Origin of the sequence: Carbonatibacter coralli (assembly GCF_039592655.1) — a bacterium.
Taxonomy (GTDB): Bacteria; Pseudomonadota; Alphaproteobacteria; order Kiloniellales; family Kiloniellaceae; genus Carbonatibacter; species Carbonatibacter coralli.
This window is the reverse complement of the sequence record NZ_JBBUTJ010000006.1, coordinates 1-23,182: the sequence shown is the minus strand read 5'-3', so window position 1 is coordinate 23,182 and position 23,182 is coordinate 1. Positions and strand designations below refer to the sequence as shown.

17 protein-coding genes and 1 pseudogene are annotated in these 23,182 nt (G+C 48.9%); 16 read left to right on the top strand and 2 right to left on the bottom strand.

Annotated features, from left to right (window positions below; all coding sequences use genetic code 11):
• Nucleotides 1–909 (bottom strand): shikimate dehydrogenase, encoded by a 909-nt coding sequence (locus AAAH10_RS13240; protein ID WP_343564336.1) that lies wholly within the window; start codon nucleotides 907–909, stop codon nucleotides 1–3.
• Between the two features lie 26 nt (nucleotides 910–935).
• Nucleotides 936–1,778, bottom strand: coding sequence for a pyruvate, water dikinase regulatory protein (locus tag AAAH10_RS13235; protein WP_343564333.1), 843 nt, complete (start codon nucleotides 1,776–1,778; stop codon nucleotides 936–938).
• 666 nt (nucleotides 1,779–2,444) lie between these two features.
• On the opposite strand from AAAH10_RS13235, the gene hemE reads away from it, so the two are divergent.
• The 16 genes and pseudogenes from hemE to AAAH10_RS13160 all read left to right on the top strand — a co-directional run.
• Entirely contained in the window at nucleotides 2,445–3,491 is a 1,047-nt protein-coding gene (hemE, locus tag AAAH10_RS13230; protein ID WP_343564622.1) for a uroporphyrinogen decarboxylase, read from the top strand.
• Between the two features lie 38 nt (nucleotides 3,492–3,529).
• Nucleotides 3,530–3,985: a protoporphyrinogen oxidase HemJ gene (gene hemJ, locus AAAH10_RS13225; protein ID WP_343564330.1), complete on the top strand. Its 456-nt coding sequence runs from the start codon at nucleotides 3,530–3,532 to the stop codon at nucleotides 3,983–3,985.
• A gap of 86 nt (nucleotides 3,986–4,071) precedes the next feature.
• The gene (locus tag AAAH10_RS13220; RefSeq protein ID WP_343564328.1) at nucleotides 4,072–5,361 is read left to right on the top strand and encodes a sensor histidine kinase; all 1,290 of its coding nucleotides are present in this window, start codon (nucleotides 4,072–4,074) and stop codon (nucleotides 5,359–5,361) included.
• A gap of 309 nt (nucleotides 5,362–5,670) precedes the next feature.
• The gene (gene rho, locus AAAH10_RS13215) at nucleotides 5,671–6,927 is read left to right on the top strand and encodes a transcription termination factor Rho (protein ID WP_343564325.1); all 1,257 of its coding nucleotides are present in this window, start codon (nucleotides 5,671–5,673) and stop codon (nucleotides 6,925–6,927) included.
• A gap of 200 nt (nucleotides 6,928–7,127) precedes the next feature.
• Entirely contained in the window at nucleotides 7,128–9,302 is a 2,175-nt protein-coding gene (locus tag AAAH10_RS13210) for a type I secretion system permease/ATPase (RefSeq protein ID WP_343564323.1), read from the top strand.
• Complete coding sequence (locus tag AAAH10_RS13205; protein WP_343564322.1) at nucleotides 9,303–10,721, top strand: HlyD family type I secretion periplasmic adaptor subunit; 1,419 nt, start codon at nucleotides 9,303–9,305, stop codon at nucleotides 10,719–10,721.
• A 25-nt stretch (nucleotides 10,722–10,746) separates the two neighbouring features.
• The gene (locus AAAH10_RS13200) at nucleotides 10,747–11,487 is read left to right on the top strand and encodes a hypothetical protein (protein WP_343564321.1); all 741 of its coding nucleotides are present in this window, start codon (nucleotides 10,747–10,749) and stop codon (nucleotides 11,485–11,487) included.
• A 166-nt stretch (nucleotides 11,488–11,653) separates the two neighbouring features.
• Nucleotides 11,654–12,133 carry a hypothetical protein gene (locus AAAH10_RS13195; RefSeq protein ID WP_343564319.1) on the top strand — a complete coding sequence of 160 codons (480 nt, stop codon included), beginning with the start codon at nucleotides 11,654–11,656 and terminating at the stop codon, nucleotides 12,131–12,133.
• A 4-nt stretch (nucleotides 12,134–12,137) separates the two neighbouring features.
• Nucleotides 12,138–12,635: a sterol desaturase family protein gene (locus tag AAAH10_RS13190; RefSeq protein WP_343564317.1), complete on the top strand. Its 498-nt coding sequence runs from the start codon at nucleotides 12,138–12,140 to the stop codon at nucleotides 12,633–12,635.
• On the top strand, nucleotides 12,625–13,959 hold the full coding sequence (locus AAAH10_RS13185; RefSeq protein WP_343564315.1) for a class I SAM-dependent DNA methyltransferase: 1,335 nt from the start codon (nucleotides 12,625–12,627) through the stop codon (nucleotides 13,957–13,959). The genes AAAH10_RS13190 and AAAH10_RS13185 overlap by 11 nt, the downstream gene beginning before the upstream one ends.
• Nucleotides 13,956–15,380: a class I SAM-dependent methyltransferase gene (locus tag AAAH10_RS13180; protein ID WP_343564314.1), complete on the top strand. Its 1,425-nt coding sequence runs from the start codon at nucleotides 13,956–13,958 to the stop codon at nucleotides 15,378–15,380. The genes AAAH10_RS13185 and AAAH10_RS13180 overlap by 4 nt, the downstream gene beginning before the upstream one ends.
• Before the next feature lie 2 nt (nucleotides 15,381–15,382).
• Nucleotides 15,383–16,129 (top strand): class I SAM-dependent methyltransferase, encoded by a 747-nt coding sequence (locus AAAH10_RS13175; RefSeq protein WP_343564313.1) that lies wholly within the window; start codon nucleotides 15,383–15,385, stop codon nucleotides 16,127–16,129.
• A 15-nt stretch (nucleotides 16,130–16,144) separates the two neighbouring features.
• Nucleotides 16,145–16,774, top strand: a complete 630-nt coding sequence (locus tag AAAH10_RS13170) for a hypothetical protein (protein ID WP_343564312.1) — start codon at nucleotides 16,145–16,147, stop codon at nucleotides 16,772–16,774.
• 756 nt (nucleotides 16,775–17,530) lie between these two features.
• Nucleotides 17,531–17,770 (top strand): hypothetical protein, encoded by a 240-nt coding sequence (locus tag AAAH10_RS13165; RefSeq protein ID WP_343564311.1) that lies wholly within the window; start codon nucleotides 17,531–17,533, stop codon nucleotides 17,768–17,770.
• Nucleotides 17,671–19,389, top strand: a pseudogene (locus AAAH10_RS16550) (SPM autocatalytic domain-containing protein); the annotation flags it as partial. The gene AAAH10_RS13165 and the pseudogene AAAH10_RS16550, both read left to right, overlap by 100 nt.
• A 36-nt stretch (nucleotides 19,390–19,425) precedes the next feature.
• Nucleotides 19,426–23,182, top strand: a 3,757-nt coding sequence (locus tag AAAH10_RS13160; RefSeq protein WP_343564309.1) for a calcium-binding protein, incomplete at its 3' end; no start/stop codon positions are given.

Genomic DNA, 23,182 nt, shown 5'->3' with positions numbered 1-23,182 from the left:
TCAGACCTCCCTGTCAGCAGTTTCCCCGCCCAGAACTGTCCGCCTCAGGGCCTCTGTGACTTCCGGTTCCCGCCCGAACCAGGCCCTGAAACCCGGGCAGGCCTGATGCAGGAGCATGCCCAGCCCGTCAACAATCCTGTAGCCTTTCTCTCTGGCAGCAGCCAGCAAAGGCGTGATCAGGGGCGCATAGACAATATCAGTGACAACCGCATTTTCGGGCAAGGCGGAAAAATCCAGATCAAGCGGGGGCTGACCTTCCATTCCCAGAGATGTTGTGTTGATCAAAAGATCGCAGTTTTCCAGAACGCGATCCTTTTGATCCCAGTCAATCACTGTGATCAGCCCGGCTTCCGCGTTTTCCCGGCTGTTGTTGAGATCTTCAGCCAGTTTTTCAGCCCGGCTTGCCGTTCTGTTTGTCAGTTTGATTTGCGAAACGCCGGCGTGTTGCAAAGCGACCAGAATACCCCGTGCTGCACCACCGGCGCCCAGAACACCAACCCTCAGGCCATGAAAATCAAGCGAGGACCCCTGTCGCAGATTTTCCAGAAAACCGATCCCGTCGGTGTTGCTGCCATGAATTTTACCGTCTTCCCTGAAAACAAGGGTATTGACCGCACCAATTCTCTGGGCCAGGGGATCAATCTCGTCACAAAAGGCCATCACAGCTTCCTTGTGGGGAACGGTCACATTTGCTCCCCGGAAACCGGCAGCCTGAAGACCTTTAACGGCTGTTCCCAGATCGTCCGGGGCAACCGACAGAGGGAGATAGGCGCCGTCTATTCCGTAAGCCCTGAGCCAGTACCCGTGAAGACGAGGGGATTTTGAATGGGAAACAGGAAAGCCGATCACTCCGGCCAGTGCGGCCTTTCCGCTTAAAAGAGTGTCTTTCTTGTCAGGAGAATCAGTCATTTTTACCAAATCCGTTCACAAGTCGATCAGGAGGAAAACTCACGGGCCTGTCGTTCTTCAAAGTGGCGATTGTAGTGTTTGATAATGGTGGCAGCCGTTTCCTCGATTGAACGCCGTGTGACATCAATAATGGGCCAGCGGTTTTCATTACAGAGCTTGCGGGCCATTTTGACTTCTTCTGTCACAGTCTCGAGATCAACGTAGTCTGTTTCGTCATCGTGCTCGTGCGTCATCAGACGCAAGCGGCTTTTGCGAATAAGAACAAGGGATTGCGGATCCTTGGTCAATCCGATCACAAGCGGACTGTCCAGATTGAAAAGCTCTTCGGGCAGGGGGCAGCCGGGGACGATCGGAACATTCGCAGTCTTCAATCCCCTGTTTGCCAGATAGACAGAAGTCGGGGTTTTCGATGTTCTGGAAACCCCGATAATCACAATATCTGCAGAATTCAGGTTTTGGGGCAACTGGCCATCATCGTGGTTCAGGGTGAAGTTCATCGCCTCGATCCGGTTGAAATACTCTGTATCCAGAGCATGCTGGAGCCCCGGTTTTCCCGACATTTCAAGGTTGTAGTAATTCGCCAGGGCATGGATAACAGGGTCGAGGACGGGAATGGAGGGCACACCGTACTGCCTGCATCCCCTGATCAGAATGTCCCTGAGTTCCCGGTTGACCATTGTAAAGAGAACCGGACCCGGATTTTCCCGCACTCCCATCAGGACCTTTTCCATCTGGGTTTTCGTTCTGACCAGCGACCAGACATGTTCAACAGGTTCTGCGACATCAAACTGGACCATGCAGGCCCGCGTTACGGAGTTGATTGTTTCACCTGTTGAATCAGAAACAAGATGCAGATGCGTTTTTACCAAGGTCACAATCCTTCAGACTTGAACTGTGAGCAGTTAAACAAACATCCCGGTTTTTGAACACCGCTTTCGAGCCTTCTCTTTGAAAGAAAAAAGCCGGAAAGGAAAAAAATCCGTGGATAAGAGTCTGAAGGACTCCGAGCGAATCTGGGGATAACTTTTGGGATTCTTTGAAATCCCTCATTTCTTCAACGTTCTCTATGTCAGTATTTCTCTGGTTTTCATAGGGAACTTTCAGTTTTTCAGGGGTGTGAATAAACCGGAGTCGATTCAGGCGTCAAAAAAACTTATCCACATGATTCACCTGTTTCCGACAAAAAGCACGACTCTTCAAAAAAACAGGGAGTCCCTCCTTTCAGAAAAAAAGTAACTCACAAATTTTTGTCCGTGTGATTCAGAATTTCGAAAATCTGCGGATAAAACTGTGCAGAGAATTTAATCCACATGACTCACAGGGATTAACAACAAAAACAAACCTTTCATAAAATAATACTATGAACTGGAGGGCATTTGACTCATCACAAGGCAAGCGCCATACAGGACAGGTAGGAACGTGAACGACTGACAATTCCCGAAAAGGGATTTCAGCAAACAGAACTGCTGTTTTGAACAGACTGCCACTTTCATCTGTTTTACGTTCAAACCCGCCTTAAGCAAGCGAACCAGGAGATACAGAAACCAATGAAAACCAATGAAAAACTCATGATTCGTGCCCTTAAAGGCGAAAAAACCGAGCGTCCACCCATATGGCTCATGCGTCAGGCCGGACGCTATCTGCCGGAATATCGCGCAACCCGAAAGGAAGCCAACGGCTTTCTGGATCTCTGCTACAATCCGGAACTGGCAGCAGAAGTTACCTTTCAACCCATTCGACGCTTCGGGTTTGATGCTTCAATCCTCTTCAGCGATATTCTCGTCATTCCCCATGCTCTGGGCCAGAAAGTCTGGTTTGAAGAGGGAACAGGTCCAAAACTGGAAGCATTACAAGACGCACAGGACATTGAAAATCTCACCCTTGAAAACCTTCACAGCCATATGGCACCGGTCTATGAAACCGTCGAACGACTGAAAGAAGGTCTTCCAGAGGAAACAACGCTGATCGGCTTTGCCGGAGCTCCATGGACTGTCATCAGTTACATGATCGAAGGCGGGTCTTCCAAGGATTACGCCAAAGCAAAGAGCTGGGCCTTCGCTCAACCGGAAACATTCCAGAAACTGGTTGATCTCGTTGTCGAGGCCACATCCCTTTATCTGATTGAACAGATCAATCGCGGTGCAGAAACAGTTCAGATCTTTGATTCCTGGGCCGGTGTCTGGCCTGAGTGGGCTCTGAGAAAATGGTGCCTGGAACCCTGTAAAAGGATTATTCAGTCGATCAAGGCTGTTCACCCGGATGTTCCTGTTATCCTCTTTCCGCGCCTCGTAGGCCCTTCCTACAAAACCTTTGCACTGGAATCCGGTGCCGATGCCCTGGGGCTAGACACGACCCTGTCCCTGCAATGGGTTCGCGAGGAAATTCAGAAACATGTCACCGTTCAGGGCAATCTTGATCCCCTGGCACTGGTTGCTGGTGGCAAGGCACTGGATCAGTCCATTGATGATATTTTGTCTCACCTCTCAGATGGGCCTTTTGTTTTCAATCTTGGTCATGGCATTGTTCCTCAAACGCCAATTGAACACGTTGAACAGATGCTGAAACGTGTCCGCGGATTTTAATCCGGAACAAACAAGGCAAATCAGGAGCTTATATCGTGATGGAAGATCTGTCCTCCTTTCTCTCGCCAGCTTATGACTGGATCAAGGTCATTCACATCCTTGCTGTTATTTCCTGGATGGCCGGTCTTCTCTATCTGCCGCGCCTGTTTGTCTATCACGCGTCTGTTCCTGCAGGATCTGAAAGATCCGAGCTGTTCAAGGTGATGGAATACAGGCTTTTCAGGTTCATCATGGGCCCGGCAATGCATGTTGCCTGGTTTGCCGGGCTTTTGCTCGCCATTATTCTGGAAGCCTGGGAAGATGGTGGCTGGTTTCACGCAAAACTCACAGCGGTTGTATTAATGACTGTTTTTCATGCCTATTGCGGACGGTTGGTCAAGGCATTCAAAGCAGACAAAAATGTAAAATCAGAGAAGTTTTTCCGGATTTCCAATGAAGTACCAACACTTCTTATGGTTTTGATTGTAATTCTTGTGGTCGTAAAACCGTTTTAAATGGTTTACAAATATTAACACAAGAAAACTGGTTTTTTTTTCTGGAATCGATTATCGTTTGAATCGGTTTTTGACCAGAGAAAAGTATGACGCATAGTTCTTCCAGTGATCATCGATTTTTGAAGGCTGTAACCCAGCTGGTCGACACGCCGGTTATCCAGCGTGAAAAGATATATCAGTCTGCGGCTCTGGCTCTGGCTGAGGGCACCGGCTATCGCTACACCGGTACTGCAACGGTTCTTCCTAATGAAAATCAGGTTTATGTCCAGTCCTTCTGGGATGGGGAGGAAATGGGCAAGGGATTGATTTATGCCCTGGAAAACACGCCCTGCGATATTGTTTACAAGAGCTGTGAATACTACTGCCATACAAAGAACCTGATCGAGGATTTTCCCGAGGATCTTCTTCTTGCAGACATGAATCTGAAATCCTATCACTCCATGGGCATTCAGAACAAAAGCGGGAAGGTGATCGGCCACGTTTTTGCCCTTCATGATCAGGATGTCGGCGAAGACGAGAACTTCGAGGATCTTTTCAAGCTCGTTGCTCACTGGTGCGCCATTCAGTTCGAGAACGAGGAGTTGATTTCGCGCCTGAAGGACAGTGAAAGCAAGGCTCTGGAGGCCCAGAATGTTGCAGAGCGGGCCAGTCGGGCCAAATCAAGCTTTCTTGCACACATCTCACACGAACTGAGGACCCCGTTGAACGCCATTATCGGCTTCTCGGAACTTCTGGAGCAGGAAATATACGGTTCCCTGGGGAATGAACGTTACAAATCCTATGCAGAGGACATTGTCAGCAGTGGTAAGCATCTTCTTTCGCTGATCAATGATATCCTCGAGATTTCAAAGCTGGAAGTTGATGAAACCAATCTCAATGAATCAATTTTCTCTGTCCAGGAAACCATGAATCAGGCTTTCACACTCATTCAGACTGAAAGCATAAAAAAACAGCTGCAGACAGAGCAGTTTTTTCCGGACGGGGATATTGTCATTGAAGGAGACAACCGGGCCTTTTTGAAGATCATCACCAACATCCTCGAAAATTCGATCAAATACACGGATGATGGTGGTTGCCTGATCGGACGGGCGGCACTCAATCAGGAAGGTAATCTGGAAATTATCCTGTCTGACAATGGCTGTGGAATAGCGGAGGAAAACCTCGAAAAGGTCATTCAACCCTTCCTGAGCAGTGACAACTCCTACAGCAGGCAGGAAAGTTCCGGCATCGGTCTTGGTCTGGCCATTGCTGACGGTTTGATCAAGCTTCACGGAGGTCATCTGAAGATTTCAAGCCAGTACGGAGAAGGCACAGTTGTGACGATTATTTGCCCGAAGGAAAGGATTCAGGCAGAGGCCCTTGTCTATTCAGGGTAGGGCCTGCGTCATTCTTTTACTTGACGGGTAATTTGGTGTACTATATCTCCCTAGTGAATAAGACAGTGACTTTAAAAGACAGATCAGAAAGGTCTCTGTTTTATTCTTCCTTCCTCTTTTGTTTCAAAAATGTGGTGCATCCTGACGGGATCAAAGTCTGTGCCCGGCTTTTTTGAAACACCTCAATTTGACAGATTTTCATCGGGCAGTGGTTACACAGGGCTACAGTTGTTTGGCCGTCTTTCTTTCTACAGAAGCCCGAACAGTGAAAAATCGTTAGACAGTCCATCAAGCTGAACAGAAAATTTCATGAATTTACAAGATCTTAAAGCAAAAAGCCCGGCAGAGCTTCTCGCTCTGGCTGAAGAGCTGGAAATTGAAAACGCCAACAGTTTGCGCAAGCAGGACATGATGTTTGCCATCCTGAAACAAATGGCTGACAACGATGTGCCGATCTACGGCTCAGGAGTTCTTGAAATTCTGCATGACGGCTTCGGTTTCCTGCGCGCGCCGGAATCAAACTACCTTCCGGGTCCGGATGACATCTACATCAGTCCGAATCAGGTTCGCCGGTTTGGCTTGAGAACAGGTGACACTGTTGAGGGTCAGATCCGTGCGCCGAAGGAAAACGAGCGTTATTTTGCCCTTTTGAATGTGAAATCCATCAACTTTGATACGCCGGAAAACTCCCGTCACCGTATCAACTTTGACAACCTCACACCGCTTTATCCGGATGAAAAGCTGAACCTCGAGCTGGGTGACGGATCCAAACGGGATCTGACTACGCGTGTGATTGATCTGGTGACACCACTGGGCAAGGGACAGCGTGCCTTGATTGTTGCGCCCCCCCGGACCGGTAAGACCGTTCTCATGCAGAACATTGCCCATGCCATTAACAAGAATCACCCCGAGGTTTTCCTGATTGTTCTTCTGATCGATGAACGTCCGGAAGAAGTCACCGACATGGCACGTTCCGTGAAGGGTGAAGTGGTCAGCTCGACCTTTGACGAGCCTGCGCATCGCCACGTTCAGGTGACAGAGATGGTTCTCGACAAGGCCAAGCGACTGGTCGAGCACAAGAAGGATGTTGTGATCCTGCTTGATTCCATCACCCGTCTGGCACGGGCTTACAACACTGTGGTGCCAAGCTCAGGCAAGGTTCTGACCGGTGGTGTTGATGCCAATGCCCTGCAACGACCAAAGCGTTTCTTCGGCGCAGCGCGTAATGTGGAAGAAGGCGGTAGCCTGACAATTATTTCCACATCCCTGATTGATACAGGAAGCCGCATGGACGAGGTGATCTTCGAGGAATTCAAGGGAACCGGTAACGCAGAAATTGTTCTGGATCGTAAACTGGCTGACAAGAGAACCTTCCCGGCGATTGATATCGGTAAATCCGGTACTCGTAAGGAAGAGCTTCTGGTCGACAAGGCTACACTCTCCAAAATGTGGGTTCTTCGCCGGATCCTCATGCCAATGGGTGTTACGGACTCAGTCGACTTCCTTCTCGACAAGCTCAAAAACACCAAGAGCAATACAGAGTTCTTCGACAATATGAACCAGTAAGTCGAAAGAAAGCCCCGGGAATTTTTCCGGGGCTTTTTTAATATTTGAACGACTTTGTCTGATGTTTCTTCTCAGTCAAAAAATTATGAATATATATCAATATTTTAAATAGAAAAACCTCTACTGGATTTTCCTGTGACTTTCCTATAGGTTGATTTTTCACTTCACGTTTTTGCGATCAACCTGTGTGCTAACTTATTATGTCTGTTCAATCTGTTAATTCTGCCGAGGTTGATACTCCTTCTGGTCAAAAAGAACAAAGTCCCTCAATAGACAGCGGATTGCTATCCTTTTGCATGCTGTTGCATTTTCTGAAGGTTCCTGTTGACCCTGACGCCATCCGTAATGAATTTGCCCCTGCAGGAACAGCTTTTGATAGTTTAACAATCCTTCGGGCGGCAAAATCACTTGACCTGAAGGCGCGGTCTTCTGTTGTTAAGCCAAAACGTCTGGATCGTGCTGCCCTGCCCGCTATTGCGCGTGGCAGAAACGGCGAGTTTTTCATTCTTGCCCGGGTCCAGGGACAGGATGTTCTGATACAGCGTCCCGGGCATCCTCCGCAAACCCTGACTGTTGAACAGCTCTGGTCTGAATGGGCCGGTGATATTGTCTATCTGACCAAGCGATCGGTTCTTGCGGGGGAAGAACGCAAGTTTGATATCACCTGGTTTATTCCGGTTATCGTAAAGTACAGAAAGCTCTTTGGTGACGTTCTGCTGGCCTCCTTCTTCCTGCAGCTTTTTGCACTGGTCACCCCCCTCTTCTTCCAGGTTGTTATTGACAAGGTGCTGGTTCACCGCGGTTTGACAACTCTTGATGTTCTTGTGGTTGGTCTGGTCGCGATCACTCTTTTTGAAATCGTGCTGGGAACCTTGAGAACCTATATCTTCTCCCACACGGCCAGTCGTGTTGATGTTGAACTGGGCGCCCGTCTGTTCAGGCATTTGCTGAACCTGCCGATTGCCTATTTTGGCAGCCGGGCTGTGGGTCAGATTGTTGCACGTGTCAGGGAACTTGAGTCCATCCGGTCCTTTTTGACAGGCAATGCCCTGACTGTGGTTCTGGATCTTGTTTTCACAGTCGTTTTCTTTGCTGTGATGTTCTATTTCAGCCCCCTGCTCACCTTTATTGTTCTGGGATCCATTCCCTTTTACGTCATTCTGTCGATCGCTATCACACCGGAACTGCGCCGCAGAACGGAAGAAAAGTTTCAAAGAGGCGCTCAGAACCAGTCCTTTCTGGTTGAGTCCGTTTCGGGGATCGAAACCCTCAAGGCCATGGCTGTTGAGCCGCAAATGCGTCAGCAGTGGGAAGAACAGCTGGCCGGTTATGTGAAGGCTTCCTTCAGGGGGACAGTGCTGGGAACCCTTGGAGGTCAGGGTGTTCAGCTGATCAACAAGATCCTGATGGCATTGCTGCTCTGGTTCGGGGCAAAGCTCGTCATTGAAGGGGAGCTGTCTGTGGGGCAGCTGGTTGCCTTCAACATGCTCTCCGGACAGGTCAACCAGCCCATTTTAAGGCTTGCACAGCTGTGGCAGGATTTCCAGCAGTTCAGGATTTCACTGGAGCGACTGGGGGATGTCCTGAACACTCCGGGTGAACAGGATCGGAAAAATCACAAGGTTGCCTTGCCACCTGTCCAGGGCGGGATTTTACTGGAAGGTGTAAATTTCCGTTACAAGGCTGATGGTCCGGTTGTTCTCAAAGATGTGTCTGTCGAGATCAAGCCGGGGCAGATTATCGGGTTTGTTGGTCGTTCCGGCTCCGGAAAGTCGACAATCACAAAGCTTGTTCAACGGCTCTATGTTCCTGAAAAGGGCCGTGTTCTGGTTGACGGAACAGACATTGCCCTGATGGACCCGGCCTGGCTGAGACGACAGATCGGCGTTGTCTTGCAGGAAAATGTCCTGTTCAACCGCTCAATCCGGGACAATATTGCCCTTTCCGACCCTTCCCTTCCGATGGAAAAGGTTATGGAAGCTGCAAAGCTTGCCGGTGCGCATGACTTTATTACCGAACTGCCACATGGTTACGAAACGGTTCTGGAAGAAAGAGGCGGCGGTCTGTCCGGAGGTCAGCGCCAGCGTATTGCAATTGCACGGGCCCTTGTCAGTGATCCCTCCATCCTGATCTTTGATGAGGCAACCTCTGCCCTGGATTATGAATCAGAGCGGATTATCCAGGACAATATGAAAGATATTTGCAAGGGGCGAACCGTTCTTGTTGTCGCGCACAGACTGTCTACTGTCCGTCAGGCTGACAGGATTGTTGTTCTTGATGCGGGGCAGATTATCGAGGAAGGCACTCATGCGGAACTTCTGAACCTGCAGGGACGATATTACGATTTGCATTGTCACCAGGTGGGGGAAAGATAGATGAAGGATTTCCTCATCAATACAGTCCAGGTTTGGCGTGCTTCCCGCCAGGAAGACAAAAAACGCGAGAAAATAAGCAGAACGGGTGATGAGCTCGAGTTTCTGCCGGCAGCTGTGGAAGTGCTTGAAACACCGGCTTCTCCTGTCGGGCGTGCCATGACCTGGTTTATTGTTCTGCTTTTTACGACAGCCCTGTTGTGGAGCTATTTCGGCTGGATTGATACGGAAGCTGTTGCCAATGGAAAAATTGTTCCGGGTGGTCAGGTGAAGACCATCCAGCCTCTCGAGATTGGTTCTGTAAGAGCCATACACGTGAGGGATGGCCAGAAGGTTTCCAAAGGAGATCTTCTGATCGAACTCGACCCCACGGAAAGTGATGCAAACGAAGAGAGGCTTCAACAGGATCTGCTTGCTGTTCAGCTTGAGATCAGCCGCTTGAAAGCCCTTTTGGAACTAGCAGAAGACCTGACGGCTGTACCCCTGGATGGAACACTGTCCTTTGAAGTGCCGGACGGAATTTCAGAAGACCTCTTTCTCGTTAAAAAAACCCTCCTTTTGCAAACCCTCGGAGAGTTCAAGGCACAGAAGGCTTCGCTGCGAAGTCAAATTGCCCAGAGAAAAGCAGCAGCCGGGATGATCGATGCTGACATTCGAAAATATGAGGAGATTATTCCCCTGCTTTCCGAAAGGGTTGAAGCAAGGGAGAAGCTTCTGAAAACAAAGGCTGTGAGCAGAACAGCCTATCTGGAACTGAAACAGCAGCTTGTTGAAAACAAGGGTGATCTTTCCATTGAGAGACAGAGGAAAAAAGAGGTTCTGGCCCAGATTTCAAGCCTTCAGGAACAGCTGATAGAGAGTGAGGCTTCCTTCTTTGTGGAACAGCAAACCCTGCTGGCTGAATCCCTTCAGCAAGAGGCTGCATTGCTGCAGGAGCTCCGCAAGGCTTCGGAGCGCAACAGACTGAGGAACCTGCGTGCTCCGGTTGATGGCATTGTTCAGCAGCTTCAGGTTCATACTGTTGGGGGTGTTGTTCAGCCGGCGCAGGCCATTATGACGATCGTACCGGAAAATGTTCCCTTGCAGATTGATGCAATGGTTGAAAACAAGGACGTGGGCTTTGTTGAGAAAGGCCAGCGTGCCGAGATCAAGGTGGAGAGCTTTCCCTACACAAAGTACGGCATGATTGAAGGGGAAGTTGAAAGCATTTCCGCCGATGCCATCGAAGATGAAAACCTCGGGCGCGTCTATCAGGTCAAGGCCAGTATGAACAGTGATCAGATTCTTGTTGATAACCGCTGGGTCAAATTGACACCGGGCATGTCTGTGACGCTTGAAGTCAAAACAGGAAAAAGAAGACTGATCGAATTTTTCCTGGCTCCGTTGCTGCGCTATCAGGATGAAGCGCTGAAAGAAAGATAAGATTTGAAAACAGGGGTTATTTTCCGTGGGTGAACTGGTTATTGACCAAAGTAAAAAACGAAAGACCTTGGTGATGTGGAGCGGAGGACTGGACAGCACCTATGGTGTCGTTCGGTTGCTCAATGAAACAGATGATGAGGTTTATGCTCACCATATGCACCGTGTTGCCAGACATGATCGTGGTGACAGATCCAGCATGACTTGTGAAAGCGAAGCCATTGCGATCGAAAAAATGAAACCCTTTATCCAGGAATATTACAGGGATTTTCATTTTTCGGAGAGTTTGGTGGATCTGTCTGATTTTTCGGCTTTTGCACGGGATACGACAACAACCATGTTTTTTGCAGCCCAGGTTGCGAAGTCATTTGGTTTCACTGTTCGGGACAGAATTCTTTTCAGTATGAATAGTGACGAAGACCGGGACTGGAATCCCGGCAGTGAAATCTACTCTTTTTTGCGCATGATGAATGTAGGACTGCTGAAAAACATCTGGCGCAGTGAAGATGTACCTTACTGTTTTCTCTGGCCGGAGCCTCCATCAAAACAGGAAGAGGCTGATTACATGCCTTATGAGCTGTTTTGTTTGACATCCAGTTGCAGGGATCCGCTCCTTTCTCCTGATGGCCATGAAGTCAAATGTGGTCGCTGCGCCGAATGTATCACCCTTCGTTCCGTTCGACACAGGGAGCTTCTGGAAAAACCGGAAGCTTCCGTCTCTTCTTCTCTGATTGGTCAGGGAATAAAGGAAGAACAGGCCAATGGATAAGGAAGCGGCAAGGCAACTTTGCCTGAATTTGATTGAGGGCGAGTTCCCCCGGGAATTTTTTGAAAAGAGAAGAACTGTTCAAACAGAAAGTCACTCTCCTTCCCGAAACAGGGAAAGTCAAAAAGCGCCTTTGGAACTGTTTGAACAAAAATGGTTCAAACATGCTTTGGATAATCTGTCCGGTTGTGGATTTTACAGTGCAGGTCAGGGTGATGATGCGGTTGCCATGGCGCATTCCGGGTACGATTTCGTTGTCAGGCTGGCGCAGAACGAGAAGCCTTTTTCTGACTTTGTAGCGCTGTGCCAAAGAGAGGTCTCTCCACATTTTCCGGAATTTCTGGCTCATGAAACAAAAGGTGGTTTCTCTGTTTCAATTGTTGAGAAACTTGAACCGGTTTCTGTCGAGGATACAGAGTTCTGGGATACCGTTTATCATGCGGCTTCCCTTGCCTATGCCATTGCAGATGGTCGACCCTGCTTCGGACAGAACAGCCCGGAGGCATTGACTCTGGCAGCAGGAAAGCTGGGGAAAGCGGCCCGCCATCATTATTATGCGCTTGATCTCTCTGTTGAAAATATCATGAGACGAAAGTCGTCCGGTGAGGTGGTCTTCAATGATCCCTGGTCACCCTGGGGGGAGAGTTGATGTGATGGATCATCTTCTGAGCCTGATTCCCTTCGACAACAGTTTGAGTTTTCTGATTTATCTGCTGGAACTGGCCGGTGCTTTTCTGGTCTTTACCTTTGTGACTTACTGGACGCACAGAATTGCCCATTGCTGGAAGCCGCTCTGGTATCTGCACGAAGCGCATCACTCTGTCCCCTACAAGGGAGAATACGAGTTTTCCCTTCTTAATCTGGTTGGCTGGTATAACGACTGGCGTTCAACTCTGGATGTATGGGTGACAGAGGTTCTGCCTATGGCCGGTCTGGTTTTACTGTGGCCCGCTACCTGGCCGTTGGCTGTTCTGTTCTATATCGACAACGTTCTTTCTGAGGGACTGACAGATCACAATCCGCGGATCAACATTCCGGGATTGGCCATGGGCAAATATCACATCGAGCATCACAAGGATATGTCCGTCAATTTTGACGGCTACTTCCGTTTGTGGGACAAGGTATTCGGGACACAGCGCAATGTCGTTTGAAGATGTTTATAACCGTTGGGCTGAAGATTACATGCACTTCTTCTATGATCGCCCTGAAGATGCGGTTGAGGAAGCACGCAACAGCTTTGGCAAAGTTGTAAAATCCTATCAGCCCGGGGGAAAACTGCTGGAGGTGGGATGCGGAACAGGCGCTTACCTGAAGGCCTTTGCTGATCTGGGGTACGCAACATCAGGCGCTGACCTGAGTGAAAAGTCACTGTCGGTTGCAGCTGACCTCCTGAAAGGTTGGGATATTCGTTCCGATCTGTTCAGATTTGATCTCCTTCAGGATCAGTATGATGGTCAATATGATGCCGTGATCGCAGTGGGTTCGCTCCTTGCGCACTTTCTTGAGGAAGGCCAGCAAAAAGAAGCGGTCGGGAAACTCCTGGATCTGACTTCCGAGGGAGGATTGCTGCTGATCAGTCTTTATGACTTTGAGGCCATGATGGCTGAAGAGCCTGATGATTTCCTCTACAGTTCGCATCAGTTGGGATCGGCTGGGAATGGAAACAGGAGAACCTGTCTGTCCCGCCGTTGCTGGACACAGGATCCAGTGTCAGGTCTGCGCAACCCGGTTCACACGCGGTTTTTCGAATTACAGCCGGAAAGTGGGGAGACCAAAAGGATCTCGATGCAGAACAGGGCACTGACACACAGGGAACTGGAGGAAATTCTCCGGGATTTTGGTGTTCAGGGCTTTGACTGGCTCTGGCCTGAAGACAGCGGCTATCACCAGCCGCTCTGCCTGATCCGCAAGCCCTTTGCAGGAAAAAACGCTGCAGCAGGAGAAAGGCCAGGTGGGAAAAGAAAGCAGTTGCTTGAGCGGCAAGTACCTTCGCGCAGGAAAAGTCTGGTTTTCTGGGATGGTTCGAAGGAAAGCACAGATTATCTGGAAAGGCTTCTGACAGAAACCGACGATCAGGTTTTTGCCCATCATCTTCTGAGGGAAGAAGAGCAGGATCAAAGGCGCGTTCTTCGGGAAGAGAGTGACAGAAGAGTCAGGGATTTGCTGCCGATCCTGCAAAGCAGGCATCGCCCCTTTGGTTTCTCGAGCTCCGTTCTGGATCACAAGGGGCTGTCCTGGACGGCTCCGGACAACATGATCAACATGTACTTCATGACCCAGGCGGCCCTGTCGCTTGAACTGAATGTGCTGGATCGTATTCTGATGCCGCTTGTCGTGCCGCCGCCAAGTGATCCCGAAGATGAAAAGTTTGCGCTGGAACTGCAAAAACGCGAAACGCTGAGCATTCAGAAGTTCCTGATGGAGCGGGAGGAAATCCCGCAGACCAGGTTCTGGATCAGAAGGAGTGCCTCATGAAAACCTTCAATGAGTCAAACCGTGATCCGGGCGCCTTTGATTCAATCTACGACGACTGGGCCGAGAGCTACACTGCCAACTTCTATTACAGTGCCGAGAGTGCTGTCAGCGAGGCACGTGACGGTTTCGGGCGTTATCTGGGCTATTTCCTTCCCGGTGGTTCCGTACTGGAACTGGGCTGTGGTGTCGGTATTTACCTGGCGGGTCTTGCCGAGTGCGGATTTGATGTAACGGGTCTGGATATCAGCCCCAAATCACTGGATCTGGCGCGCCGGTTCCTGAAGGAAAGAGAGCTGGAGGCAAACTTTATTGAAGGAGACCTGCTGAAACTGGAGCCGGAGCAGAGCTATGATGCCATTGTGGCTGTCGGTTCCTTTCTGGCGCATTTCCTGACAGAGGAAGACCAGTTTGCCGCGTTGGAGAAAATGCTTGGGTTCCTCAAGCCCGGTGGCCTCCTGATGCTCAGTCTGCATGATTTTGAAAGACTGATGAGAGAAGAGCCTGACAATCATCACTATGGCCTTTCCCACTATGGCAACCAGATGGAGAACGAAGGGAATGGCGACAGCCGGATCTGTTTTTCCTGGCGCCAGTGGAGCCGGAATGAAAAGGGTGAGAAAGAGCGGGTTCACAGATGGTTGCACCACACCATCACAGCGAATGATGAGCTGAAGACCATAGAACTGGTCAATCGTGCCCTCACCCACAAGGAGCTGGAGGCCATGCTCGCACGGCTCGGTCTTGAGGATTACGAGTGGCTCAGCAAGGAACAGAGCCGCTATTTCCAGCCAATCTGCATGATCCGCAAGCCGCTGGCAGAACAAAGGCCGGCCCTGGCTCCGAGCACAGACAAAGAGGCAAAGCCACCGGTCCGACAAGGCCGGGCCCAGCTTCGCTTTACCTATGGGGAAGACAATCAGCCGATGCTCCAGTCCCGCAGGCGCAAGAGCCTGATCCTCTGGGACGGGACGGAGGAAAGCACCGGTTATCTGAGACGGTTGCTGCAGGAAACGGATGAGGAGGTCTTTGCCCATCATCTGGAGTGCAAGGGGCCGGATGAAGAGGGAAACAAAATCAGGAGTGCGCGGACAGAGCGTGTGATGGCCCTGCTCCCTGAGCTGATGCAGGGCTGTCGGCCCTTTGGCTTCTCCCGGGCCAGAGTGGATCTTCATCAGCTGCCCTGGATTGCCTCTGACAACATGATCAACATGTACTTCATGACCCAGGCGGGTATGAGCTGTGGTTTGACCCGCATGGACCGGATCCTGATGCCCCTGTCCGGCGATCGGGGAGAACCTCTGCAGACCGGTTCAGCCAAAACAGCTTTCCTGCGCAAGGAAACCCTTGCCGTCAGAAAGTATATAACGCGATCAGAAGAACAACCATCGGTTATGTTCTGGTTACAGGATCAGAAGGGATAGAAATGTCTCAGGCGACGGAAAAACAGCCTTTTTTTGCAGGATTACCGGAAGAAGCTCTGGAAAATGTCACGGCCTATGAGGACCTGCCGCTGGAGCACTGGTATGATCATCCGGACATGTTCTTCTTTGAAGAGCCGGTCAATGCTGTTGATTACTTGCGTGATACTGTTGGTGTTTCCCTGCGCAAAAAGCTTCCGGACGGTGGAAAGATCCTGCAGCTGGGCTGTGGTGTCGGACTTTGCGCGGTTGCACTGGCCCAGTTGGGATACGAGGTCACAGGCTTTGATTCCAACGCACAGGCCATTGAACTGGCGCGCCAGTTCAACCGGGACTTTGAGCAGTCTGTGACCTTCCATCACGGGAAGTTCCTTGAGGATGCGGACACGGAGGCTCTGGAGCTCTATGATGCTGTTCTCTGCATTGAAGACGCCCTCACCTGGTGGCTTTCAGAAGAGGAGCAGCAGGCTGTTGTGAAAAAAATGAACAGTCTTCTCAAGAAAAACGGGGAGGTTATTCTTGAGGTGCAGGACTTCAACAAAGTAATGAAGGATTCTTCATTTGACCGGGTTGAAGGCTTCGGAAGCCTTGTAAACCGCGCCGAAGGCCCCTGCGCCGCCCTCCTCCGCCACCGCTGGTACGGCAGTCCTCGCCAGAAAATATTCAAAAAGACTTATTATCGTATTGCGAGCGATTCAAAGCTGTGGTTTTATTCTTTAATTATGTTTTCTTTTCATGAGAGCAGATTTTAACTTGGAGTTTGTTTAATGAGTAAAATTTATATGTTTTTGATGTTTTTTATTGTTTTATTCAATAATAATACAGCTTATTCTTCTGAATTATTTGAGCAAAGATTAAATGCTATGTTTGATGGTAGAGGAAATTTTAAGCCATGGAAACAAGACGAAAAAGTAAAATGCTTTTTCGATTTTGGAGAAAAATATACGCAAGTAGCTAAGGAAAAAGCTTCGCTTTTAGCGAAAGAATTAAATTTGGATCTATCTTTTGGGAAAAAAGATATAAATTGCAGTGTAATTGTAAGGGAAAATGCTTTTAGAGCAGCTTTAATTTATGGGGATGAATTATTTAAACCCTATTTTAAAGACGATAAGAAATATTTTGCTTATTTGAAAAATGAAGCAAAAAACTCCTCATATGAAATATACCTTCCACTTTTTATTAATAACCAAAATATATCACTATCAGTAACTTTGATGTCATCCTTTAAACTTAAGAATGATTTTTTAAGTGAAGATGAATTTATTGAATATATTATAACAAGAATTTTCTTTCCTGATTTAAATCTCTCATTCGATGAGTATGAAAAAAAGCATTTTTTCTTACCACTTAGTAATAACTTGGATTTGAAAATTGCTAAAAATCTATATTCTAAATAGAAATTTATTTAAGGAATTAAAAAATGAGTAATAGAAATGATCGTCGCAGAGATAAAACATTAAGTGGAACCATTGATCCAAGCTATGATCCGGAGGAGAATGTAGGAAGCTTAGAGGTTGGTCTTGGTGTTAGCCTTGATGGGAAAGTTAAGGGGCGAGTAGTTGGCGCAAGTATTCAAACTTCTGGAACAATCGAAGTAGATTTTGATGATTACTCTCTATCATTCAGCCCAAAAGGTTTAGGTAGGGTATCGAACGGAATTGTTGAAGCAGAATTGGGCGCCGAATATAGTGCAAAAGCTGATTTTGATGATTTGGATACTGAAGTTACAGATGTTAAAGGCTATGGAAAAATTGGCGTTTCTTATGACAAGGCCTCTTTGGAAGCAGAAATATCAGCAGAGAGCGTAGATGGCGCTAATTTTAGTGTTGATGGTGATGTAACAGGAAAAGTTCCTGGTGTTGAATTTAGCCTTGTCGACTTTTTAGGAAGTATTTTTGGTTCTTCTGATGATGAAGCGGATAATGCATCTACAAACGACTCCCGTAGCCGTGATTATAGTGATTTAGATAGGCATGGTATATCAGGAACAGCTTCAAATTATGGGGCAGGTGTATCTGTTGCTGCTGGTGGTTCTGGAGCACATCCATCTTTTGAAAAAACTTTTGGTGTAAATAATAAAGCCGCTCAAAAGGCCGCGAGAGAACAAGCTGAGCGTGATAGAAAAGCAAATGAACCAGGAAAATCTGTAACAGATGGAGGTTCTGGTGATCATCCTTCACGTGAACGAACTCGCGGAAGAACAAGTGATCATGATGGGCCGTCTAGTAGCAGTGATACTGGTGGTGCTGCTGCTGGTGGCGGTTTGTGTTTTGCCTCAGAAACCCCAATTCTCATGGCAGATGGATCTGAAAAAGCAATCAAGGATGTATCCAAAGGAGACTGGGTTGCTGCATTTGATGGATTTGGAGAAATTCAACCTGGTTTGGTTATAGCAAAATTCGATTATGAAGAGCGTGAAGTAATATTTGTTGACGGAGTTTTGGTTACTCCTGCTCACCGTTTTTTGACTGAAAATGGTGATTATAAAGCTATTGGTGAATTTTCAATTGGTGATAACCTTGTATTGTCAAACGGTAAAACCCATAAAATTAAAAATATAAATAATGTAGATGGTAAAAGAAAAGTTCATAATTTTACAGTTGATATATTTAATACTTACATAGCTTCAGGATTTAGAGTTCATAATATTAAGCCGATAGCTCTGGATTTAAATAACGATGGTAGTATAGCTCTTGTTGATTATGAGGAGTCCGCTGTATTTTTTGATACCAATAACAATGGTTATAAAGAGAACGTCAGTTGGGTTGGTTCTGAAGATGGTTTTCTTGTTATTGATAAAAACAGTGATGGGCAAATTGTCGGCGATGAACTGATTATTGCAAACCAAACAATTGATAATACGAAAGATACGGATTTAGAAGCTCTTGCAACCCTTTATGATAGCAACAAGGACGGTATCTTTGATTCACAAGATACTGATTTTAAACAATTTAAAGTTTGGCAAGATCTTAATCAGGATGGGGCGGTCAATGACGGTGAACTAAAACATTTAGCCGATTGGGGCATTAAATCAATTGACCTCTCAATTAATAAAAATACGACACAATTTGATAGTCACCAAATTTTAGGTACGACGTCTCTAACAAAAGAGGATGGTAGCTCACAACTTGTCGCTGACTTGGCTATTCAAGCGAGTTCTGTTGGTTTTAAAATTGAAGAAGGCACAAATTCTTTTCTCTTAAACAGTTCAAATAATACCACTCGGTACTTGTCCAAAAAAGATAACTCCGCCGATATTACCTTGAGTGAAGTAAATGTTAGTTATGCGATTGGTAGTGATCTTAATGATCAAATTAAAGCGGGTTTAAGAAAAAATGTTATCATTGCTGGAGCAGGAGGTAATGACTTACTAGAAGGATCCAGTGGAAACGATTGGTTGTCGGGTGATGCTGGGGCAGATAGCTTGAGAGCTGGCAAAGGTAATGATGTTCTTTTTGTGGATGATAAAGACCTTCATATTAATGGCGGAGAAGGCTTTGATATTGCTCAAGTTTCTGGTGATGGAGGAGTAACGCTTAATCTTGATCAATCGTCAATTGAAGCCGCAATTGGTAATAATGGTAATGATGATTTTTCTTCTTCAAGTGATGAGGAAGTCTTTCTGTCTGGACAAAAAGGAAATGATAAGCTTCGTTCAGGCGCGGGAGATGATTTACTGATTGGAGGTGCTGGATCTGATTCTCTGCATTCTGGTGCTGGCGATGATAGATTATTTGTTGATGCCGATGATTTTTTAACAGCTGACAATGTTAATGCTGGCACAGGGAATGATTGGGTTTATGTGTCTTCTGCTGAAGCTGTAAACATTAGCCTTGATGAGATCGAAGCTGAGAATGTTATTGGTAATGATGGAGATGACACTTTTACAAAGATAGGCTCAGAAGATGTATACATCTATGGCGGAGCTGGCGATGACACTATTCAGGGCGGTGCTGGCCTTGACATCTTGGAAGGTGGCGAAGGCGCAGACTCTCTTGATGGAGGAGAAGGCAGGGATATTCTGTCTTATGAAACCTCAAATCTAAGTGTGTCCGTAAATCTTGAAGCGAAAACAGCTTCTGGTGGCGATGCTGAAGGCGATACCTTTGAAAACTTTATAGGTGTTGTTGGTTCCATTAGAGGGGATGAACTAACAGGGGATACAGAAAACAACGTACTCTTTGGAAACGGTGGTAATGATCTCCTCGAAGGTGGTGCAGGCGCTGATTACATCGATGGCGGTGAAGGATCGGATACGGCATCCTATGCCAGCTCCAATGCGGCGGTAACGGTTGATCTTGAGCCAACTGTGGATGGTGATGACACTTACGCCAAGCAGGTTTCCGGTGGCCACGCCCAGTATGACCGTCTGGTCAGTATTGAAAATCTTGTTGGTTCTGCACATGCCGATACGCTGCGCGGCAATGATGAAGCAAATATCCTGGAAGGTGGCGCAGGCGCAGACTCTCTTGATGGACGCGCGGGGGATGACACCCTCTCCTATGCCGGTTCCGATGCTGCTGTAACGGTGGATCTGGAAAGCCAGTCTGTTTCCGGCGGTCATGCCCAGGGGGACAGTGTCAGCAATTTTGAGCATGTTGACGGTTCTGCCCACGATGACACTCTTTCTGCACGGGAAGCCGGCTCTTATCTCTTTGGTGATGCGGGGGATGACACCCTCACCGGCCGGTCCGGTGATGACACCCTGCAGGGCGGTTCTGGGGCGGATACCATTACCGGCGGCGCAGGCACGGACACTCTGAGCTATGAAAATTCAGCGGAAGCTGTGACTGTGGATCTGGGGGCCGGAACAGCCTCTGGCGGGGATGCCGAGGGCGACAGCTTCAGTGGTGTTGAAAACCTGCAGGGCTCCTATCACGATGACACTCTGACCGGGGATGCCGGTGACAACGTTCTGGAAGGCGATCTGGGGGCGGATACCCTGGATGGTGGTGACGGAACGGATACAGCCTCCTACGAAGATGCGCTCTATGGTGTGGATGTCAGCCTCAAACGGGGTGGTGGGCGTCGCTATGCTGACCTTTCTGTCACGGGATACGATGATGCTGCGCGTCGTTATGGTGATGTGGTTCCCGACACTGACCCCGATTATACAGGCCGTGTGGTTCACAGTGGAAGTGACCTTTCTGTGGCCTATGTCTCTGCCGAGCCGCTTTCCGCAGGCTGGATGACGGCGGGTTTTGCCGTTGATCTGGGCGACAATGATGCTGCGAAGGCGGGCTTGCTGCTGGGCGAGACCGTAGAGCTTTCCACAGGGGAGATCCGTCCGCAGTCCGGCGCCTATATGGATGTTGAACTGCAGGATGAAAGGATTGCCATTCGCTTCTATCGTCAGGATGGCTCGCTGGAAGCCAGCTACACCAATGTCATTTCGGATGCGAAAGAACAGGATTTTGCTGTGGCCTATGACAGGGAGAGCGGGATTGTCGCCCTCTTCGTCAATGGTGATGTGGCGCGCTCCTATCAGTGGAAGGAAGGCCTCGATCTGAATATCGGCAGCTATGGTTCCAACGGTGCTGCGGTAACTGTGGGTGCGACAGGTCCGTCCTATGCCCTGGCGCTTGGCCTGATTACGGATGAAGCCGTCAATGATGTTCTGACCAATATCGAGAACCTCCGCGGTTCTGACAGTGGCGATATCCTGACAGGGGATGATCAGGCCAACGTGATTGAGGGTCGCAGCGGGAATGACCGTCTTTCCGGTGAAGCGGGGAACGATCGCCTGATCGGTGGTGCTGGCTCTGACAGCTTTGACGGTGGTGAGGGTGACGATACGCTTGTGATTGATGCCAGCGATGCCCAGTCTGCGATTGATGGCGGTGCGGGTATTGATACTGTCGAGGTCGAAGGTGATCGCGGTGTCACTCTTGATCTGGACGCTGCCTCTGTCGAAAAGGCTGTTGGTGGAGCCGGGAATGATCACTTTGTGATCGGCGATGTCAACAATGCGGAAATCTCTGGCGGAGAGGGCTTTGACGTTGTTGAGTTCTCCGGCGCATCTTCGGACTATTCTGCCGCCTTTGATGCTGATGGAACGTTGCGTCTGAGCGATACCCGGACAGGTGACGCTGCGAAAAACGGAACGGCTTCTGTGGCATCCGATGTTGAATGGATTGCCTTTTCCGATGGTTTTCATGTTCGCAATGGACAGCAGCTTGAGAAGCTTTTCTCGAAGGAAACCGACAGCTCCGGTGATACTCCGGTCGAAAGTCTGAAGCTCGCTTCAGGCCTGTCCTGGTCGGATGTTTCCCTTGCGCGGACTGGCGTTGACCTTGTGATCACCTTTGCCCGGAACGGAACAGATCACAGCTATGCTGTTGCCGACTGGTTTGTTGAAAGCAGCAGGGATCTCAAGCGTTTGTCTCTGGATGACGGGACAGTGGTTTTCCTGTCCTATCTGGATGACAAGATCACAGACACTGCAACTGCTCTTGGGGATATCGCAACCATCAAAACCGGATCTGATTCCGCAGAAACACTCAGCGGGGATGCCGGAAGCGACTATCTGTCCGGTGGAGCAGGCGATGACACACTGAATGGTTCCGGCGGTGATGATGTTTATGTCTTTGGCCGCGGTGATGGCAGTGACCTTGTGCACGACCAGCATCGTTATAATGAGGATTATCAGGAGGCTTATACCTATTACACGACAGAGACGCATACCTACAGAAATGGTCAGGATGAGATCCGAACGTCTCAGGTAACAGTTCAGCATACAGGCTACCGGACAAAAACCCGTGAAGTGTACAATGACGGTGGGGATGACATCCTTGCCTTTGGTGCGGGTATCACGGTAGCGGATCTGTTGATCCGTCAGGATGGAACTGATCTGATTGTTGCGCTGAAGGATCCCTCCAATGCAGATGCGGCCTTTGAGGCTCTGAGTGATCGTATCCGTCTGAAGAACTGGACGGAGGAGAAAGACCGTATCGAGACCTTCCGCTTTGAGGATGGTTCCGAGCTGACAGTCAGTGGCATTGTCAGTGCTGTTGGCACAGCCGGTGCTGATGTTCTGACGTGGAGCGAGACGGCTGTTGATGCTGATCTTGGTGCAGGGAATGACACCGCGACCACGGGTTCAGAGGCGGATACGCTGTCCGGTGGAGCAGGTGATGATACTCTGGATGCCGGGGCGGGTGATGACCGTCTGACCGGTGGTACGGGGAATGACACGCTGATTGGTGGCTCGGGAACAGACACCTACGTCTATGCGCTTGGTGATGGTCAGGATGTGATTCGCAACACTGATGTGGCTGGCAGGGTTGAGCTGGGTGCCGGTATTGCAGAGAACGATGCCGTCTTTACCCGTTCCGGTGATGATCTTGTTGTGAGTCTGCCGCAGGATGGGCGGATTACGGTTGAGGGCTATTTCAGCTCTGATGCACAGAAGGTGAGCTTCGCGCTTTCCGATGGTTCCGATCTGCCCATTCGCCTGCTTCAGGAAGGAACATCTGCGGATGAAACGCTAACCGGAACGGAGTTTGGTGATCGTCTCTTTGGTCTGGGTGGTGCTGACACGCTGAACGGTGGTACCGGAAGCGACTATCTGTCCGGTGGAGCAGGTGCTGACACGCTGAATGGTTCCGCTGGCGATGATGTTTATGTCTTTGGCCGCGGTGGTGGCAGTGATCTTGTGCATGACGAGCACCGTTACAGTGAAGACTATCAGGAGGCCTATACAGCCTATCGGACCTGGACCTCGACCTATACCTATGGTCAGGATGACAAGAAGGGTACACGGACACACCGAGAGGCCTACACAGCCTATCGGACAGCAACGCGTG

Coding starts and splice junctions, on each gene's coding strand:
- AAAH10_RS13205 (WP_343564322.1), top strand. CDS start 9,303: ATGAAGGATTTCCTCATCAATACAGTCCAGGTTTGGCGTGCTTCCCGC.
- rho (WP_343564325.1), top strand. CDS start 5,671: ATGAATTTACAAGATCTTAAAGCAAAAAGCCCGGCAGAGCTTCTCGCT.
- AAAH10_RS13185 (WP_343564315.1), top strand. CDS start 12,625: ATGTCGTTTGAAGATGTTTATAACCGTTGGGCTGAAGATTACATGCAC.
- AAAH10_RS13190 (WP_343564317.1), top strand. CDS start 12,138: ATGGATCATCTTCTGAGCCTGATTCCCTTCGACAACAGTTTGAGTTTT.
- AAAH10_RS13180 (WP_343564314.1), top strand. CDS start 13,956: ATGAAAACCTTCAATGAGTCAAACCGTGATCCGGGCGCCTTTGATTCA.
- AAAH10_RS13165 (WP_343564311.1), top strand. CDS start 17,531: ATGGAGGTTCTGGTGATCATCCTTCACGTGAACGAACTCGCGGAAGAA.
- AAAH10_RS13170 (WP_343564312.1), top strand. CDS start 16,145: ATGAGTAAAATTTATATGTTTTTGATGTTTTTTATTGTTTTATTCAAT.
- hemJ (WP_343564330.1), top strand. CDS start 3,530: ATGGAAGATCTGTCCTCCTTTCTCTCGCCAGCTTATGACTGGATCAAG.
- AAAH10_RS13210 (WP_343564323.1), top strand. CDS start 7,128: ATGTCTGTTCAATCTGTTAATTCTGCCGAGGTTGATACTCCTTCTGGT.
- AAAH10_RS13240 (WP_343564336.1), bottom strand. CDS start 909: ATGACTGATTCTCCTGACAAGAAAGACACTCTTTTAAGCGGAAAGGCC.
- AAAH10_RS13175 (WP_343564313.1), top strand. CDS start 15,383: ATGTCTCAGGCGACGGAAAAACAGCCTTTTTTTGCAGGATTACCGGAA.
- AAAH10_RS13220 (WP_343564328.1), top strand. CDS start 4,072: ATGACGCATAGTTCTTCCAGTGATCATCGATTTTTGAAGGCTGTAACC.